We start from the raw sequence: 16,573 nt of genomic DNA on the forward strand, positions 1-16,573 counted from the left end.
AATTAAATTTTTACTCTCAAGTGCCAAAAAGTAATATCTGGACTTCCTTTTCTGATTTTTTTTAGTTCCCCATACAGACCCTAATGATTTAATTTACTTAACCTATTCAATTTTTTTATAAAGGTAAGCATCAGCAAATTTTTGAAACTCACCACCACTTAATTCTTTTAGTTTATTTTGAATTTCATTAATTTTTTCAATAGTAATTTTGTAGAGATAAAAATAATATCTTATTCACAGACTTGAAACTAGCGATCGCCTTTCTGTGCTATCTCTATTTTAGCAATTAAATTTTTACTCTCAAGTGCCAAAAAGTAATATCTGGACTTCCTTTTCTGATTTTTTTTAGTTCCCCATACAGACCCTAATGATTTAATTTACTTAACCTATTCAATTTTTTTATAAAGGTAAGCATCAGCAAATTTTTGAAACTCACCACCACTTAATTCTTTTAGTTTATTTTGAATTTCATTAATTTTTTCAATAGTAATTTTGTAGAGATAAAAATAATATCTTATTCACAGACTTAAAACTAGCGATCGCCTTTCTGTGCTATCTCTATTTTAGCAATTAAATTTTTACTCTCAAGTGCCAAAAAGTAATATCTGAACTTCCTTTTCTGATTTTTTTACCAAATCCGGTTATACAATTATCGCATTCTCTACTTCCATTCAACACATACAAAAAATGTCGGTATATCCCCAGATAATTCCCACTCTTATTCTTCCTTTCTTCTTTACTCCTTTCTCCTGAATAATACGATAACTAACTATCCAGAATATTTTGTAAAAGTTTGCCCCTATAAATGTAGCTGAAAACTATAGAAGTCGAAGGAAAAGGCGCGGAAATATCAAAAGCTTAAAACTCAGACAACACAAAATTTTTTCTTCTGTCCTAGATAACTAAAACCTTCTATCCTAGATAACTAAAGCCTTCTTCCCTCGTCTTTCTACTAACTTCAGACAATAAAAAAGAGCTAGAGATACTTACACAAATAAAACATCTCTAACTCTTAGTTTTTTCCACTGATATTTTATAAATTTATCCTTTTCTTTTGGGTTTAATAACCCATCATCACTAGCGGTTTTTACAATTAGTTGGGGTTTGTAGACGTGGAGCGACTTGTCGAAGACTATCCCCTCCACTTTTTCCAATTTCAGTCTTTTTTTCTTCTTCCTTCTTCCTTCTTCTTTCTTCCTTCTTCTTATGTTTCAGAAGCAGAAGATTGACTGAGAAAAGGAGTCAAATAAGCAACCAAAGCACCAATCAGAAAAGCTGCAACATTACGAGTCAATGGCAACCAATCTGAAGTTCTCGTCACTACTGGACCAATCCCAAAAGCAATAAACAAAATTCCCCACAATGGAGAAAATATTAACGCCCACTGCCAAGAAAAAGCTTGGTCCGGTTTCCGGGGTTGAGCTGCAAAACCACAAATTACTCCACCAAGCGCTGATGTAATTAAAGTTAAAATCCATTGCTCTCTTGGTAAACCAGGGACAACGTTACAACCACCTTGACGTAAACAAGTTTTGATAGACTCTAATGATTGGATAATAGATTGGTCCTCACCTTGGTCTCGCACAAAAAATTGATTACCGTAGCGAGTCTGTAACTCCACCCAAAATGTCCGAGGTAGAAATTCATACAGAGCGCGACCCACATTAAAGTTCAAAATATTACCACCACGGGAGTCCGCTACTAATAAGACACTTCTATTATCAAGTTCCCAAAAATCTTTAACTGCTCTACCAGGAGTACGGTCAAATTGAGTCAAAACCCTCAGTTTCCAACCAGTTTCAGTTTCAAATTGCTCTAAATCTTTAGCTAATATATCTTCTTGAATGTCCGTTAAAGTTCTTGCTAAGTCAATAATTGGTGTTTGCTCTTCCGGGAGTAACTGAGGATTATCATAAGCATTGGCAACTCCAGGAGTTAGAGCAAAAATTGATAATGTCGCGAAAACTCCTACAATTAATACAGAAATTTTTTTTAAAAAGTTTTTTTTCATCTTATCTTTAGTTTTAAACTCAAAAGTGGACAGTAAATGCTTGTATTAAAAAAGGGTTCAGAAAAATCTCATATTTCTTTACATTTATTTACTTTACCTCACATTTATATAAAATGCGCAGCCAATGTTAATATTGTTGAAACTTTTGACTGAATAATACTGACTATTGGTAATACAAATAAGAATATAATTATGTATTAAAGATCACTATTTCTATTTTTTATTAAAATAATATGGGTCTAAAACCCAGCCTTTTAAGGGGAAATATTTTTGTAGAGTTGCTCAAATCCCCGTTACAAAAATAACTTCTGACTTCAGTCAGAAGTATTGATTGGTAAGGCTTTTAGGATTGTGTAACTGGTCAGTTATTTCCGCCATTCTGCACTAGTATTTTGGGACGATTATGGCAGAACAATCTGGGGACAATTTTTCCGACTACCTCCTCTATAATTCCCATTTTTCCTGTCTCCTGTCTCCTGTCTCCTGTCTCCTGTCTCCTAGCCCTACTAAAAGATTTATTAACCAAACCCTAAGTTGCGGAAGTCTAGATTTCACTCAACCAACTTGCCGCTAAAGCAATTGCTAAAGCATCAGCAGCATCATCTGGTTTGGGAATGTAGTCTAAATCTAATTCTCTTGCTACTGCTTGTTGCACATCAGATTTATTTGCATTGCCATAACTTGTTAGTGCTTTTTTAATTTGTGCAGGTGTAAACTCTATTAATGGAATTCCATGTTGGGCTAATACTAACATTAAAATTCCTCTAGCTTGGGCAAGTAAAATTGTATTGCCCATACGATAAAAAAATAGTTTCTCTGTAGCTGCTAAGTCTGGTTTAAAAGTATTAAATATCGTATGTAAATCTTCATAAATTGTGATTAAACGCTCGCCCATTTCTTGTTTTTTTGTAGTTTTAATCACGCCAAAATCAACCAGAGAAGTAGAGTCTATCTTGTATGTTTTTGAATTATAAACACATTTAATTACTCCAAATCCTAATATTGCAAGACCTGGATCTAATCCAATAATTAACTTTTCCAATTTTAGACTTTTGATTCTTATAGTAAATTTGCTGGTTGTAGGGAATCGGATAAAATTATAAGCTCTTATCAAATATTACATTTTGTCAGTTTTTCTACTGTATAAGGAACGCCAAAATTCCGAACATGAGAGTAGCTCTAATTTTTCTATGGTGTATCTGCTATTATTTAATAAAGTACCTGGTTGCCAGTTGTTCATCATTGTTAAATTCATAACTTAACTTAAGTGAAAAAAATCATAAAGTGGTGCATCTCAATATTTGTAAATTGAGGACTCAGGTAAAGAGATAATAAAAGTTTCAGGGGTGCATCTCAATGCGTGAATAAAGCCAAAAAATTATCGCTTTTAGGCAACAGCTCCCGAAGGCAACAGGCAACAGCGGTGCGACCCCGCGATGACGTCAGTCGCAAGGGAATGCGCACTCCTGTGAGGCAACAGGAAATATATAGGAAAAAAGTATTGTTGTAAATATGAGATGCACCCAGTTTTAGCCTTAGATAAAACCTGTTTTTATAAATTAGTATTAGTCGCTTTGTAGGTGTTTTGACTATAACTATTTTTTTTAATTTGGTATCAATAATTTTTAATCTCTCAATCTTGAGAATGCAATAGGAGTAATTGTGACTAATACTGTCACGAATAAAAGTGCTATTTTTTGTTCAAAAGTTGTCCTTTCGCAAACTTATCCAAAACCTATAGTTATAAAAGCTGTGCGACTATCCTTCTTGCGCCACATGAGATTGCTTCTTTCCACTCCGTTCCAGTCGCAATGACGAATACAGTGACTAATTACCCTGATTCTATATAATAATATCATGTCAGCTGGTATCGTTTGTGTAAAACCAAGGGTGAATATCTACAGGAAATTTAGGTTTTTTCAAGCTTTTAAGCCTTCTTCCCTCTTCCTTCTTCCTTCTTCCTTACCTTCACTATACAATACCGATGTTACCGGACATGATATAACTGCTAATTACTCTATTAAAAGATTTAAGATTTTTAATTCTCTGAAAAACCACCCATAATTTAATCAAATTAGGAGAAGCACTGATACAAGTTTTTCACAATTGTTAAATAGCTAATTTTTCACCTCAAAAAAATCGCTTTTATCAATCTGCTTCTCCCTAAAAAATTCAACTACAATGAACGAAGATTAATTCTTAAATTATCCTTCTACCTCTGCCAATCCAAAAACTCTATTAAAAACTTTCTTTACCTTATCACCAGAATCAATACTTTCCAATGGATCTTTTCGTAGTCGATGTCGTAAACACATTGTAATAACACGACCAATATCTTCCACCGTCACTTCTGTCTTACCCTCAAAAGCAGCTAGAGCTTTTGCCGCACGGTTAGTAACAATATCTCCCCGTAAACCATCCACATCTAACTCAGAACAAACTTGAGAAATTTTCACTCGTAAATCATAATCAACTTCCACTGATTTTAGCTTTTGTTGAGCACCTACAAGCTTATCCTGTAATTCTTCCTGTTGTATTTGGTAATTTAATAAAAATTCTTGAGAATTTTGGTCAAAAGCTGAACGTTGTTCAACAATTTGAACTCGTAATGAAGGGTCCTTAACAGTCCTAATTTCGGCGTGCATTCCAAATCTGTCCAGTAATTGAGGCCGTAATTCCCCTTCTTCTGGATTTCCCGAACCCACAAGCACAAAACGAGCAGGATGACGAATAGAAATACCCTCCCTTTCTACAGTATTCCACCCACTGGCTGCTGAGTCAAGCAAAACATCAACCAAATGGTCATCTAAAAGATTAACCTCATCAACATATAAAATGCCACGATTTGCCTTAGCTAATAATCCAGGTTCAAAAGCTTTGACCCCTTCTGATAAAGCTTTTTCAATATCAATAGTACCACAAACCCGGTCCTCAGTAGCCCCTAATGGTAAATCCACCATTTGGACTTTTCTTTTAACTACAGCAATTTCTTGCTGTTGTGCCAATCTATCTTGCACAGAATCGCTCATTAGATCGGGGTCTTGAGGATCGCTGTTGAAAGGATCGTCTAAAACAATGTCAATTTCTGGGAGCAGATCAGCTAAAGCACGGATAGTAGTAGATTTACCAGTGCCACGATCGCCCATAATCATCACACCCCCTATTTTGGGGTCAATTACATTTAATAACAGGGCCAGTTTCATTTCTTCCTGGCCGACAATTGCAGTGAAGGGAAAAACAGCCCGAATTCTGGGGACGGCTGGTTTAACTGATGTATTTACCGTATTGTTGGCTTGAGCGATTGGACTCACAGTAGACTCTAAATTCTGATTACTAATTTTTATTTTTGCACATTGACGGACAATTAGAATTTCTTTATTTAAGGGAATAGGGAACAGGGAACAGGGAAAATAGAGAAGACAAATGTCTGTGCCGTGTTTGCGTAGCACTATAAATAAAATAGTAGTATATCAATTTAGAGGAAACCTTTGAAGAAGGTATCAGGTATTAGGTGCTAGGTATTAGGTGTTAAGACTAGATTTTAGAAACCCTGGCAATTTACTGCAAATAGTGCAATGGTAGAAGATGAAAACATCAACTTGCAGGAAATAGTAAAAAACTATGTCATGCCAGGGGAAAAGATTTGTAGCGTCAATGTGAATATCTCCAATCCCAATACCCTGAAAGAGAGCTTATCAAAGAAACCGGAGTCGGACTCAATAAATAACGAAAAAAAATGCTTACCATATTGGAACGGGTCATGTCAGGAAATGTCCAATCTATTGTGGTCACATACAAAGATAGGTTCCTTTGATTTGGCTTCGATTTGCTCCAATGGTTATGTACCCTACACTCTGGCCAAATCGTGGTTCACGGCAGAGTTGAAGAATCTCCCTAACCGGAAATGGTTGAAGACATCTTTTCAATCCTCCACTGTTTCTGAGCAAGATTGTATGGACTTTGAAAGTATTCATCTCAAATCTCTGCGTATCAGAGTTTACCCAGAAAAAAATCTCCATCAAATTTGGAAAAAGTGGCTAGCAGCAAGTAGATATTGCTTCAATCAAGCCATAGCTTATCAACGTAAACACGGGTTGATTTCTAAATACGATTTGCGTAAAGTTGTTTTGAAGAATGAAAGTTTACCAGATTGGATAAAAGAATCACCATATCATCTTAAAGTCAACGCAATTTATGATGCTAATGCTGCATTTAAAGCTAGTAGTAAAAGTGGGATTAAACAGCCAAGTTGCGGAAACTTTCGTTCCATTAGAGACCGAATACAATCAATTAAATTTAGAGTCGAAGACTTTAAAAAAGGTACTTGGTTGCCATCATTAACGAAAGGATTAAAGTTCCAAGTATCAGAAGTAATTCCTACTAATAATATTGAATACCAACAAAAGCAAAAAGATGGCACATACAAGAGTTTTGTGAGAGAACAGTCTTGGGATGCAGAAACCCAATTAGTTTATGATAAAAAACGTTGGTTTGCTATATTTCCAAAAGAGTTTAAACCAGAAAACTCTAAAAGTCAATCCATCATAGCTTTAGATCCTGGTGTCCGCAGTTTTTTAACGGGATTTGATGGAGAAAAATTTGTTGATATAGGTAAGGGAGACATTACCAGAATATTTAGATTGGCACAGCATATTGATCGACTAATATCCAACAAAACTGTGTTAAAAGGTCGCCAAAATAAGTACAAAAGACAGGGATTAAACAAAAAAATTAACAGCTTATTTATTAGGATAAGAAATCTCATAGATGAAGTCCATAAAAAAGTAGCAAAATGGTTAACGAGTGAGTATCGCGTCATCTTTCTCCCTACTTTTGAGTCATCCCAAATGGTTGCCAAATCAGGAAATAAAAAACGCCAACTTAACTCAAAAACAGTTCGCCAAATGCTAAATTGGGCACATTATCGTTTCAAACAAATCCTTAAGTTTCACGGTTTAAAACGAGGGGCAACCGTAATAGATGTAACTGAGGAATATACTTCCAAAACTTGTACTCATTGCGGTCATGTTCATCAAAACTTAGGAGGTTCAAAGCATTTTAAATGTCCACATTGCGGTCATTCAATGCCGAGAGATTGGAATGGCGCTTTGGGAATTTTTCTCAAAGCATTGCGAGATACCGCCTGCGTGGATGGTTCTGCCGTCACGTTGCTATGAACGCTTTTCCCGACTTTTGCCGGGAATTGCCGGGCTTGATGTATCTGCTAGGAGAAATAATTAATTTATTGGAAGGTCTCGAAGTGTTTAGTTAAATAAAATGCTCTAAAATGCCTATGTTGACTCCTAGTATCTAATATTGATAGAAATTATGACAAATCAAACTTCCACTCCAGTAATTGTTAATGGTGCTGCGGGCAAGATGGGCCGTGAAGTAATAAAAGCTGTAGCAAATGCTAGTGACATGACTCTTTTTGGTGCCATAGACCGCCAACCTGAATATCTTGGTAAAGATGCTGGCGAATTGTGTGGTTGTGGAGAACTAGAAGTGCCAGTGATTGATGATTTACAGGGAATGTTAGTCATGGCCACCCAGGAAAAGCAAGCACCAGTAATGGTTGATTTTACTCACCCAGATAGTGTTTATGAAAATGTTCGTTCCGCTATTGCTTATGGTGTCAGACCAGTGGTAGGAACTACAGGTCTCAGTCCAGAACAAATTCAGGACTTAGCAGAATTTGCAGAAAAAGCCAGTATTGGTACACTAATAATTCCTAATTTCTCCATTGGTATGGTTTTGCTCCAACAAGCAGCGATCACCGCTTCCCAGCATTTCGATCATGTAGAAATTATTGAGTTACATCACAATCAAAAAGCTGATGCTCCTAGTGGTACTGCAATTAAAACTGCAGAAATGTTATCAGAGCTAGGAAAAACTTACAATGTACCTAATGTTGAAGAAACAGAAAAAATAGAAGGGGCCAGAGGTTGTTTAGCAGAGGAAGGAATTCGGATTCATAGTGTACGTTTACCTGGTTTAATTGCTCATCAAGAAGTAATATTCGGTGGGCCTGGTCAAATTTATACCTTACGACATGACACAACAGATAGGTCTTGCTATATGCCTGGAGTTTTATTGGCCATTCGTAAAATCCAATCTTTAACCAAACTAATCTATGGTTTAGAAAAGCTACTTTAGACTAAGAACTACTGCGTCTACTACGTCTACTTTGGCGAGAACGAGTGGAGATATCGTATTCTAAAACTGCACCTATGCCAAACAAAATTGCAGTAAATACAAAAAATACCTCTAATAAACCCCCACTTTCATAATCTCCTTCAATGCGGGAATCTGACCACTTAAAATACATATCAGCAATGTAAAGTGAAAATGTAGCAGCAGCAATCATCCGCCAAGACTGAGAAAAACGTCCACCCCAAAAAGCTAGAAGTAAAGCAGTAGCAATAATTAGTAAAAATACATCGGCAATGATATAAAACAAGTTTATGCTATAAGCAAATGGTTCTAACTTCTGATCTATACTTAGTACCCAAGACGGAGCCAAATTTGCCGATACTTCTTCTATATCTACCTCTTCTAAGACTGAAGTATCTGGACTAGATAATATACCAAAAAATGAAGGTTCAGCGACCCAAATAGCCAAAGCAACTCCTGCAACTGCTACTCCAGCTAAAACTCCCCACTGCCAAAATTCTAGATTTAGCCGTTTAGAAGTGACAGCCAATGTCATGCCCCAACCAATGAACAAGTAAGAAAAAGTGTAGAAAATATCTGCTAGTGAAACATCGGGGTCTAGTTCCCAAAGTAGTTCCCAACAACCAAAAACCACACCAGCAATAAAGTAGAATAATAATCCTAAACCAATGCCCATCCATACATTACGCCCACTAACCATTTGAGGGCTTTGCCAATTTCTAAAGCAAACTATAGAAGCTAATAAGTAAGCTCCCAGTTCAAATATGTAAGTACCAACAGAGTACCAAAAAGGTAATTCTTCCCCTGGTAAAGGTACACTAAACAGGAGAAAAAATAATAGGGCAAGTACACCCCAAATAAGACCAGTAATTACAATAGTCTGGGCTGAGAATAAAGACTTAGTAAGGGTAGATGATTTTTCTGAAGTGCTGCTCATAGGAATATTCTCATCAAGCTTAACTTTGGACACATATTTTATCTCCATTTTTCACCATTTTTAGTCTTGTTTTGAGATTTATCAAAGGTATTAAGGAGATAAAAATAGACTTACTTTTTTTTTGACCAATCAATATTCAAGAAATAGATTTTTTTTCATCAATCAAATTAATATTAATGAATTGAACCTACTACTAATCAAGATTGGACAAAATAAAATATTGATAGACTATTTGATTTTAAATGTTTTTTAAACATATAAATACAATCTGATGCCAAACTTATTATGTAGCAACATTTTATTTAATTTAGAACGACCAATATCAATTTTTAACCTAACTCCAGAAGTGATACTAGCAAACTTTTTCAATTACTTTATTGCCCATTGTTTACCTTCAGGAAATTGATTCAGCCAAGCCATAAACTGAGTTTTATCAGAACTAGACATAGATTCTAAGATTTCATCAATACCTTCAGCAAAATTGGAATTACCAAAATATTCTTCACCTAAATGATGGACTTCTTGCAGTAAAGTATATAGATGAACTTCCCGCCAGGAAGGTAGTGGTAATTTTTTCACAGGATCGACAGTTAACAAAGCTTTAGTTGCATCAGAGGAATCAGTATTAGGAAAGTTTCTTTTCTGAAGAAGTTTGGTAAAATCCTTGTGAAAGGACTTGGCCTGTCGATTACCTAATAAATCTTCTACATCAAAGTAAACAGCTTGTACTAGCAGTAAACAACCCTGAATAAAGGAAGGAGTAATGGTGTCCTCATCTTTTGAGTCTTCATTACTAAGTTGCTCTAAGCGGATTTTTCCCCAAACACTATATCGATCAGCTTCCTCAAGTAAAACACAAGCTTTACCACGATTATCTGTTAAATCTCGCCAGAAGGATCTAGCTTCTTCAGCTTGCTCGGCCTTAAAAAGACTGATTAAGCGAAAAGTTTGCCCTTGATAACTAAGAATAGGGATCTGTTGATCCTTTTTTGGGTGTTGAATACTTGTAATTTCAACATCTTGCCTTTTCAGAATAAACATGACACTTTAGATTAGACTCCCATAATCACCTGGGGTACTATTGGTGTAATTGTAATCTGTTTTATATTTGCTAACATTTGTTTACAAATACTTCCTGTTTCTAGCTAGAAGTGTCGGCACCACCTAGTCCACAGGGTTTAACTGTCACACCTGACCACCAATAAAAAACACGATCTGACAAAGATAGAAATTTTTTTCCCTAGTTAGAATAAGTTTTATCAGCTTTCAAAGAATTTAGTAGATTCTTACCAATAATTTAATTAATGAATCCTCTCACATAGATTTAATTTTATATATATAATAACTATGATTTTCTATAAAAATACTACAGGTATTTTAGTAAGCACAGCTTTAAGCTATACTTCGCACGGATACAACTTGTGATTTTTCAATCTATAAATGGTAGTGGTAAATAAGTAATAATTTTTACAGCTTACCTCCTGACCATGGAAAGGATGTACTAATAAATATCCTTACATATTTATCACTATCCTATAAATAATATAACTCCCTCAAGCAAAAGCTAAAATTGTGGACTTATAAAGTATAGATATATTAAGTTAGTATGAGAGACTTACCATACTTTATCGGTAGTGTAATATTTAAGAATTATCTCACCCCTTCCCTGATTACCGTGTGTGAAATTTTTCCATCACCAGACATTGTATATTTTTACAGATTTTCTCTTATATAGCGCTGTGCGCAGCTCATCTGGCAACAGCTCCGGAAGGCAACAGGGGGAATAAATTGCTGATAATATAAGACTTTTAGCTATTTTGCCCCTCCTGCAATTTGTAAATATACCAGCGCTCATTGCTATACAATTACAATACTGGATTTACAAGTTTTCAAGTATCTTGCTCCTAAATATATTAATAACTGTCTAGATCAAATTTCTTAGAGGAAATAAGGCCATAATTCATCTGAAACTGCTCTACTGAAATTTTTGTGTGGGCTTCTTCGAGAACAAGCTATAAGTATTTTTACCTCAATGGAACATACATAATAAATTCTACTCTCAGCACGAGTGTATTCTGCCCGATCCTCATAATCAAAATAATAGCGATCGCCGGATTTAGTATTTCTAGTCCATTTACTCTCAACACACTTGTACTTAATTAATCTAAATATCAAATAATCTAAATATCAAAGATCGACTTGCCTATTTGGAGATTTGCCAAGTAGAATAATAAAGAGTAATCTCAATCTCATAGTTTAAAATTGGGTGCGTAACTCAGTTGGATAGAGTAGCGACCTTCTAAGTCGCGAGCCGCAGGTTCGAATCCTGCCGCACCCGTAGATACTAAATTTAAAAAGTTCCTAGATACAGCAAGTGTTTGAGGCTTTCTCTAAAAATGATCAAACATAATTTTCATCCTACATTCCGCGGAAGGTAGTGGCGTGACACACCTTAAATGGTGGATTAGATGGGGGGTGTGGGGAGTGTGGGGAGTGTGGGGGGTGTGGGGAGTGTGGGGAGATCAAGACACCTAGAAACAAAAATCTATTACACAGTTTTAGGCGTGTCACGCCAGTAGTAGGGAATAGGGAATTGGGAATAACTGCTGTTTAACCCCTTGAATATTGGGTTTAATACTTCACACTTCACCTGGAGTACGCCAATTGTCATAGATATTTAATGGCCATGATAATTACCCAGATTTCTATGATTAGTTTCACGATAATTTTTGCTCGTCAAAACTCTCGGAGAAGCTCTAAATATTGAGATGACACAAATTATGTAGATATGAGAATTTAAGCAGCAGTGCTATATTGCAGTTCAAAGTTTGCTGAGGACATTTTCAAATTCTTATACCAAGCGTGAAAAAAGAATGTTACGAATAATAAGTGCGATAGAATTCAGTTCCGCTGAGGCGAACAAAAGATTTTACCGAAAAATTGTGGGTATGCGCCTCCCCCTTTAAGGGGATAATAAAGAAAAATTTTCATCTCTTTGTCAATCCTCTTCTTTTCAAGGAGAGGTAATTATTCATTATTCATTGTTGAAAGGAGATGTCCCTTTGACGAAAAAGATAATTTATATCATGTCCGGATAATTAGTGATCAAAAAACTTTCTCCTCTTTCTCCTCTTCCTTCTTCTTCCCTGCTGACTCGGTCCTCCTGTTCGTCCCCAATCTGACGGTTTTCCCACCTGACTTCTAATAAATAGCCTAGTTATTTGTAGCAAACATTTATCAGATTAGTATTATACCTCAATCATAGAAATAATTTGGCTTTTGACCTTTAATATTAGACTTTTGGTTTGTACTATAAAACTGTGCTCAAGCACTAATTTCATATAAACTGTGGATTGATTAATACCACTAGGAGAACATCGTAAATAAAAATGGAAATAGGTCAGAAAGTAAAAGTAAAAGGTATTAGACAAAAGCCTATACCACCCGCAGCTATAGTTAACCAACTGAAGAAAAATCCAATTGGTACAATAAAAGAATTCAAAATGGTAGATGGTAGTGGAATTGGCTTTTGGGTAGAATTTGAAGAAAACATAGGTACTTGGTTTTTTGAAGAGGAACTAATACCTGTCTCTTAAGAGATTCTATAGCAGAAGACAGAAGGCAAAAGGCAGAAGGCAGAAGGCAGAAGAAAAAATCTGGCGTTGTCTGAGTTTTCAGCTTTTGATATGTCTTCTCCTTTCCTTCGACTGCTATAAAAGTAGAGCATTAGGGATAATACTGATAGAGGATAAAAAAAGTATTATTTTTAGTATAAGTTCCTATCATAAGTTACTTATCCCTATGAAAACGGGAGCAAGATGCTCCCACTGGCTATACCTTGGCCAAAATAATTAGAATGGGAGCAAGATGCTCCCACTGGTTATACCATTACAATGCATCGGTAGAACCTTTCAACTCACAAACCATTCCAGAACAAGCGGGGTCTTGAGGTCCCATCTCTGGTAATTCACTCGCTAACACATAAGCATTCATCAACTCTGAAAAATTATCGGACTTGCGACGACGCAATACATCTTCTTGCATTTTTTCATATTCCTCCTCAGATATATGTTCAAATGGCAACCGGGGAAATGGTGCATCAAACCGCGCCAACAATGCTGAGGAAATATAACCTTCATCATCGCGAATTGCTTCATAAATGCGTTTGCCCAAAGGTTCGATTTCTGCCTCCGTTAATAAAATGGTACTGCTGCTGTTGTGAGTTGTCCAATGTTGTTGTACTCCCATGTAAAAGTCAAACATCGCAGTAGCGCTGAACTTCTCAATGGCAATTTCTTCAACTCCAGGTAAATCTATCCAAGATACCTGTACTGGAATTTCTACTAACCATTCTTTAGCGCGATCGTCAAAAGGATCGTTCAGTAAATTTCCATTTTCATCTTTGCTTGACTGTCCTGGAATCACGGAATAACCATAGTCAAGACAAGCTAATGCTACGGGGTCGTTTTTGGCAAAAGTAATTCGTCGTACCCAGCGCAACCCAAAAGGTGGGTGCCAACCGGGAGCTGCATTTGTTAATAGAGATTTGGTATTATGTGACTTCAAAGCACCTTGCCAATACCAGGAGTCGTTATCATCTATACCCTCAATGGCAAAATCGTAAGAGTAGTCACACACTGCTCCAATATTAACAGACTCAATTTTGTATGGTGAAAAACTGAATATGCGCTTAGGTGGAAGTAGGGGTTGTTCCTGACATTTGATACTCTGTTGATTGAGATCATCTAAAGCGTCAGCATTAGACAACATTGGACTCAGACATAATCCCCACATATCCTTCTGTTGTGATTGCAAGTTCTCACCTTTAGTATTCTGATATATGCTGAAACAGAGTCCGATCGCTTCTCCTATTTGTTGTAGGTTGCTAATAAAATCAGAGCTAGCTGAATCTATGGATAGTTTTCCATCCTTACGCACACATCCATCAGTATCTATCAGACCACAGAAAAATGATAGCAAGGTAGCTCGTGAGGAACGACGTAAACTCACAGGTATCCGGTCTAAGTCTTTACTTTTCTCAGTTTTTGCAAGTTGGTTTAGGTGTAACCAGTCAAATAACTGTCGAGAAGCAAAGGACAATTCAAAACGACCGTTACCAAGGTCATTTATATTGCCTGCGATGCCAAATAATTTTTTGCCCTTTTCTTGGAGGCGATGCAAAATATCAAGTCTACTATGAGAAAAATGAATTCGATATTTATTCTCAGGACTTACGCAAATTGACTTTTCAACCACCATTTGTAGGGGCGAATGGCATTCGCCCTCCCTATATGTAGAGTCTCTGCGTAAGTCCTGATTCTGAGAAATGCAACCATTCCCAAACAAACAACCTAAAAAGTAAGCTAGGTCTGAAGTCATAGTTGCAGGAGTCACGATTTCTTTGGTTAATACACCACGGTTATGACCTAATGTTTGAGAATGTTTTACCCTGGTATAATTTTCTAACTGCAAGGGTATTAGTAAGGCATTTTCTTGTTTTTGATATTCACCAATACTGTAGTCAAGCAACATTCCTGGTTGAAGATCGCAAGCATATACCCACTTACCTTCGACGCTCATCCGATGGTTGGGAGTCATGCGTAATGTCCGACCATTAGCTAGTTTGATTTCTACAAGTTCCAGTGGTTGATTAGCGATCGCTGTGGATGCTCCTATTCCATTGCGAACGGTTAATTCTAATCCTACTGTTTCTCCACTACCAGGTGCTACTATTTCATCTGCATAGAGTAAACCTTGGTTAAATATTCTCAATGCTGTTTTGTCAAGACAACCGGAAGGTTGAACTGTTGTACAACGGTTTGGACGTTTGAGGTTGTGGCGATCGCAATATTCCCACACTACCTGATGGACTATTTCGCGCCAACGACTTAAATATTCTGCTTCCTGTTGTTTAAACTCTAGACCTTGAGCGGTTGTTGGACGACCTGCTTGCCACCAACGCAACCATTCAATGCCAAAAGCTTTTACACAAAAGTCAAATAAACCTGTAAAAGATACTCCCACAATTGGGTCTAATTCTCGACTATAACGATAGCGAGGTTCGACGAATTTATGGTTAAGTAAGGTTGCCACAGAAAGGGCGCCAGCAGTAAAAGCTTCCTCCTGTTCTTTATGATTATTTGGGTCAATTTGATTCAGATGAATTTCTGACAAATTGCAGTGGAAGTTTGAGCCAATAATTTCCAATTTTTTTGTTATCCTAAAGGCTTTTTATCCTCTAGTTCTACAGATTCATTTCCCTGTAGTTCCGAGTACATTTTCTACAAGTGAATGAAAGTAAAAAAGAATTTCTTTGCGATTAGTTTGATATCCAAGAAGAGCTTTACTTACTGTTCTTTCATCTTTAATGCCAAATTCTTTTTCAATTTGGTCATAAAATGGTCTAAGAACTGATATGATTTTATTGACTTTACAACTTAGGATAGATTGAGCATGGTTTTTAGCAAAATCTAAAGCTAACTTTTGGATTAGGAAAGATTTATCGCCAGAGATTTTCGAGAACTTAGCAGTATTTGAGCAACTATAAGAGCAATATTTTTGAGGTTTATTCTTTCTAAACAGAACCTCAAACTCTTTTCCACAATGGTGACAGGTAACAAAAACTTGATACTGTCTAAGCAAGTTATAAGCTTTCAACCGTTCATTTTGTTTCTGTACCTTTGCACTGTTTCTTCTACCCTCCAACCATTTACTTTTATACTCTGAATCTTTCATCCTAGATTTTGCTTTAGCAGAAATTTTAGCTCTAGTGATATTGGAAACCTTGGCTCCATAACGTGAGTTATTTTTACCTGAAGTATCCATACCCAAACCTTTCGCTATTTGTTTCCACTCTTGTTTTAGATGCTCATAAACCATTGGTGTAGAAGCAATTAACTGTCTCAAGTCTTTTTCTTGAATTATTTTAACTGTAACCCCGTAGTCTTTTTCAAAACACTTTATTCGGGGTAAATCAGTTTGATAATTAAAACCACCTTTTACCTCAACATAAGAGCCATCAGAAAGCATGAAATCAGGTTTGTATGATCCACCTGTAGATAGGTCGAAAATTTTGACTTCGTATTCCCAGTGGATTTCTTTGTAATCAAGGTATCTGGCATAAATATACTCTAAAGTTGACTTGAGATAGTGTCCTCTATAATGACCGCAATAGGTTCTTCCATTCATATCTTGTAGCCCGACACTCTTGGGGAATTTATATTCTCTATAATATCCTAAAATTTCAAAATAAAGTAACTATAAATATTACTTTTTTCTGAGTTATTACTAACATCAAAATAATCAATGTAATGATTTTTTGATTAATTTTAAGGATATGTTGTAGAGTTTCATTCCCTACTCTGTACGGTGCTAGAAGGTGTTATCCTCTCTAGTTACCACGGGATTGGCATCGCAGCTTTCCCCGTTTTTGCCGGGTGATTAACGTGAGG

At 36.2% G+C, this 16,573-nt stretch carries 10 protein-coding genes, 1 tRNA gene and 1 pseudogene; 5 read left to right on the forward strand and 7 right to left on the reverse strand.

The window, feature by feature from the left end:
• Positions 1–1,204 precede the first annotated feature (1,204 nt).
• Both F6K23_RS11410 and ruvC read right to left on the reverse strand, forming a co-directional pair.
• Complete coding sequence (locus F6K23_RS11410; protein WP_293154873.1) at positions 1,205–2,011, reverse strand: TPM domain-containing protein; 807 nt, start codon at positions 2,009–2,011, stop codon at positions 1,205–1,207.
• 544 nt (positions 2,012–2,555) lie between these two features.
• Positions 2,556–3,053, reverse strand: coding sequence for a crossover junction endodeoxyribonuclease RuvC (ruvC, locus tag F6K23_RS11415; protein WP_293154876.1), 498 nt, complete (start codon positions 3,051–3,053; stop codon positions 2,556–2,558).
• Between the two features lie 318 nt (positions 3,054–3,371).
• Between ruvC and F6K23_RS11420 the strand changes: the two genes are divergently transcribed.
• Entirely contained in the window at positions 3,372–3,521 is a 150-nt protein-coding gene (locus tag F6K23_RS11420; protein ID WP_293154879.1) for a hypothetical protein, read from the forward strand.
• A 694-nt stretch (positions 3,522–4,215) separates the two neighbouring features.
• Here F6K23_RS11420 and bchI read toward each other — a convergent pair.
• Positions 4,216–5,322, reverse strand: a complete 1,107-nt coding sequence (gene bchI / locus F6K23_RS11425; protein ID WP_375340755.1) for a magnesium chelatase ATPase subunit I — start codon at positions 5,320–5,322, stop codon at positions 4,216–4,218.
• Positions 5,323–5,586: 264 nt separating this feature from the next.
• Between bchI and F6K23_RS11430 the strand changes: the two genes are divergently transcribed.
• Together F6K23_RS11430 and dapB are read left to right on the forward strand one after the other, a co-directional pair.
• A complete protein-coding gene (locus F6K23_RS11430; protein ID WP_293154882.1) occupies positions 5,587–7,188 on the forward strand; it encodes a transposase in 1,602 nt (533 codons plus the stop codon).
• Positions 7,189–7,339: 151 nt separating this feature from the next.
• Positions 7,340–8,167 (forward strand): 4-hydroxy-tetrahydrodipicolinate reductase, encoded by an 828-nt coding sequence (gene dapB / locus F6K23_RS11435; protein ID WP_293154884.1) that lies wholly within the window; start codon positions 7,340–7,342, stop codon positions 8,165–8,167.
• A 1-nt stretch (position 8,168) separates the two neighbouring features.
• Here the strand turns inward: dapB and F6K23_RS11440 are convergent, their stop codons facing one another.
• On the reverse strand, positions 8,169–9,122 hold the full coding sequence (locus F6K23_RS11440) for a hypothetical protein (RefSeq protein WP_124155103.1): 954 nt from the start codon (positions 9,120–9,122) through the stop codon (positions 8,169–8,171).
• 369 nt (positions 9,123–9,491) lie between these two features.
• Complete coding sequence (locus F6K23_RS11445) at positions 9,492–10,163, reverse strand: Npun_F0813 family protein (protein WP_293154886.1); 672 nt, start codon at positions 10,161–10,163, stop codon at positions 9,492–9,494.
• A gap of 1,223 nt (positions 10,164–11,386) precedes the next feature.
• On the opposite strand from F6K23_RS11445, the gene F6K23_RS11450 reads away from it, so the two are divergent.
• A tRNA-Arg gene (locus F6K23_RS11450) sits at positions 11,387–11,460 on the forward strand.
• A gap of 1,045 nt (positions 11,461–12,505) precedes the next feature.
• The gene (locus F6K23_RS11455; RefSeq protein ID WP_293156129.1) at positions 12,506–12,718 is read left to right on the forward strand and encodes a DUF2862 domain-containing protein; all 213 of its coding nucleotides are present in this window, start codon (positions 12,506–12,508) and stop codon (positions 12,716–12,718) included.
• Positions 12,719–13,010: 292 nt separating this feature from the next.
• Here F6K23_RS11455 and F6K23_RS11460 read toward each other — a convergent pair.
• Together F6K23_RS11460 and F6K23_RS11465 are read right to left on the reverse strand one after the other, a co-directional pair.
• A pseudogene (locus tag F6K23_RS11460) lies at positions 13,011–15,305 on the reverse strand (LAGLIDADG family homing endonuclease); the annotation flags it as partial.
• 69 nt (positions 15,306–15,374) lie between these two features.
• Entirely contained in the window at positions 15,375–16,310 is a 936-nt protein-coding gene (locus F6K23_RS11465) for a hypothetical protein (protein WP_293154888.1), read from the reverse strand.
• Positions 16,311–16,573 lie beyond the last annotated feature (263 nt).

This window comes from Okeania sp. SIO2C9 (assembly GCF_010672455.1).
In the GTDB taxonomy this organism is placed as follows: domain Bacteria; phylum Cyanobacteriota; class Cyanobacteriia; order Cyanobacteriales; family Microcoleaceae; genus Okeania.

Bases quoted from the DNA above. Each gene is read 5' to 3' on its own strand.
- F6K23_RS11410 (WP_293154873.1), bottom strand. From the start codon at position 2,011: ATGAAAAAAAACTTTTTAAAAAAAATTTCTGTATTAATTGTAGGAGTT.
- F6K23_RS11430 (WP_293154882.1), top strand. From the start codon at position 5,587: ATGGTAGAAGATGAAAACATCAACTTGCAGGAAATAGTAAAAAACTAT.
- dapB (WP_293154884.1), top strand. From the start codon at position 7,340: ATGACAAATCAAACTTCCACTCCAGTAATTGTTAATGGTGCTGCGGGC.
- F6K23_RS11440 (WP_124155103.1), bottom strand. From the start codon at position 9,122: ATGAGCAGCACTTCAGAAAAATCATCTACCCTTACTAAGTCTTTATTC.
- F6K23_RS11445 (WP_293154886.1), bottom strand. From the start codon at position 10,163: ATGTTTATTCTGAAAAGGCAAGATGTTGAAATTACAAGTATTCAACAC.
- F6K23_RS11465 (WP_293154888.1), bottom strand. From the start codon at position 16,310: ATGAATGGAAGAACCTATTGCGGTCATTATAGAGGACACTATCTCAAG.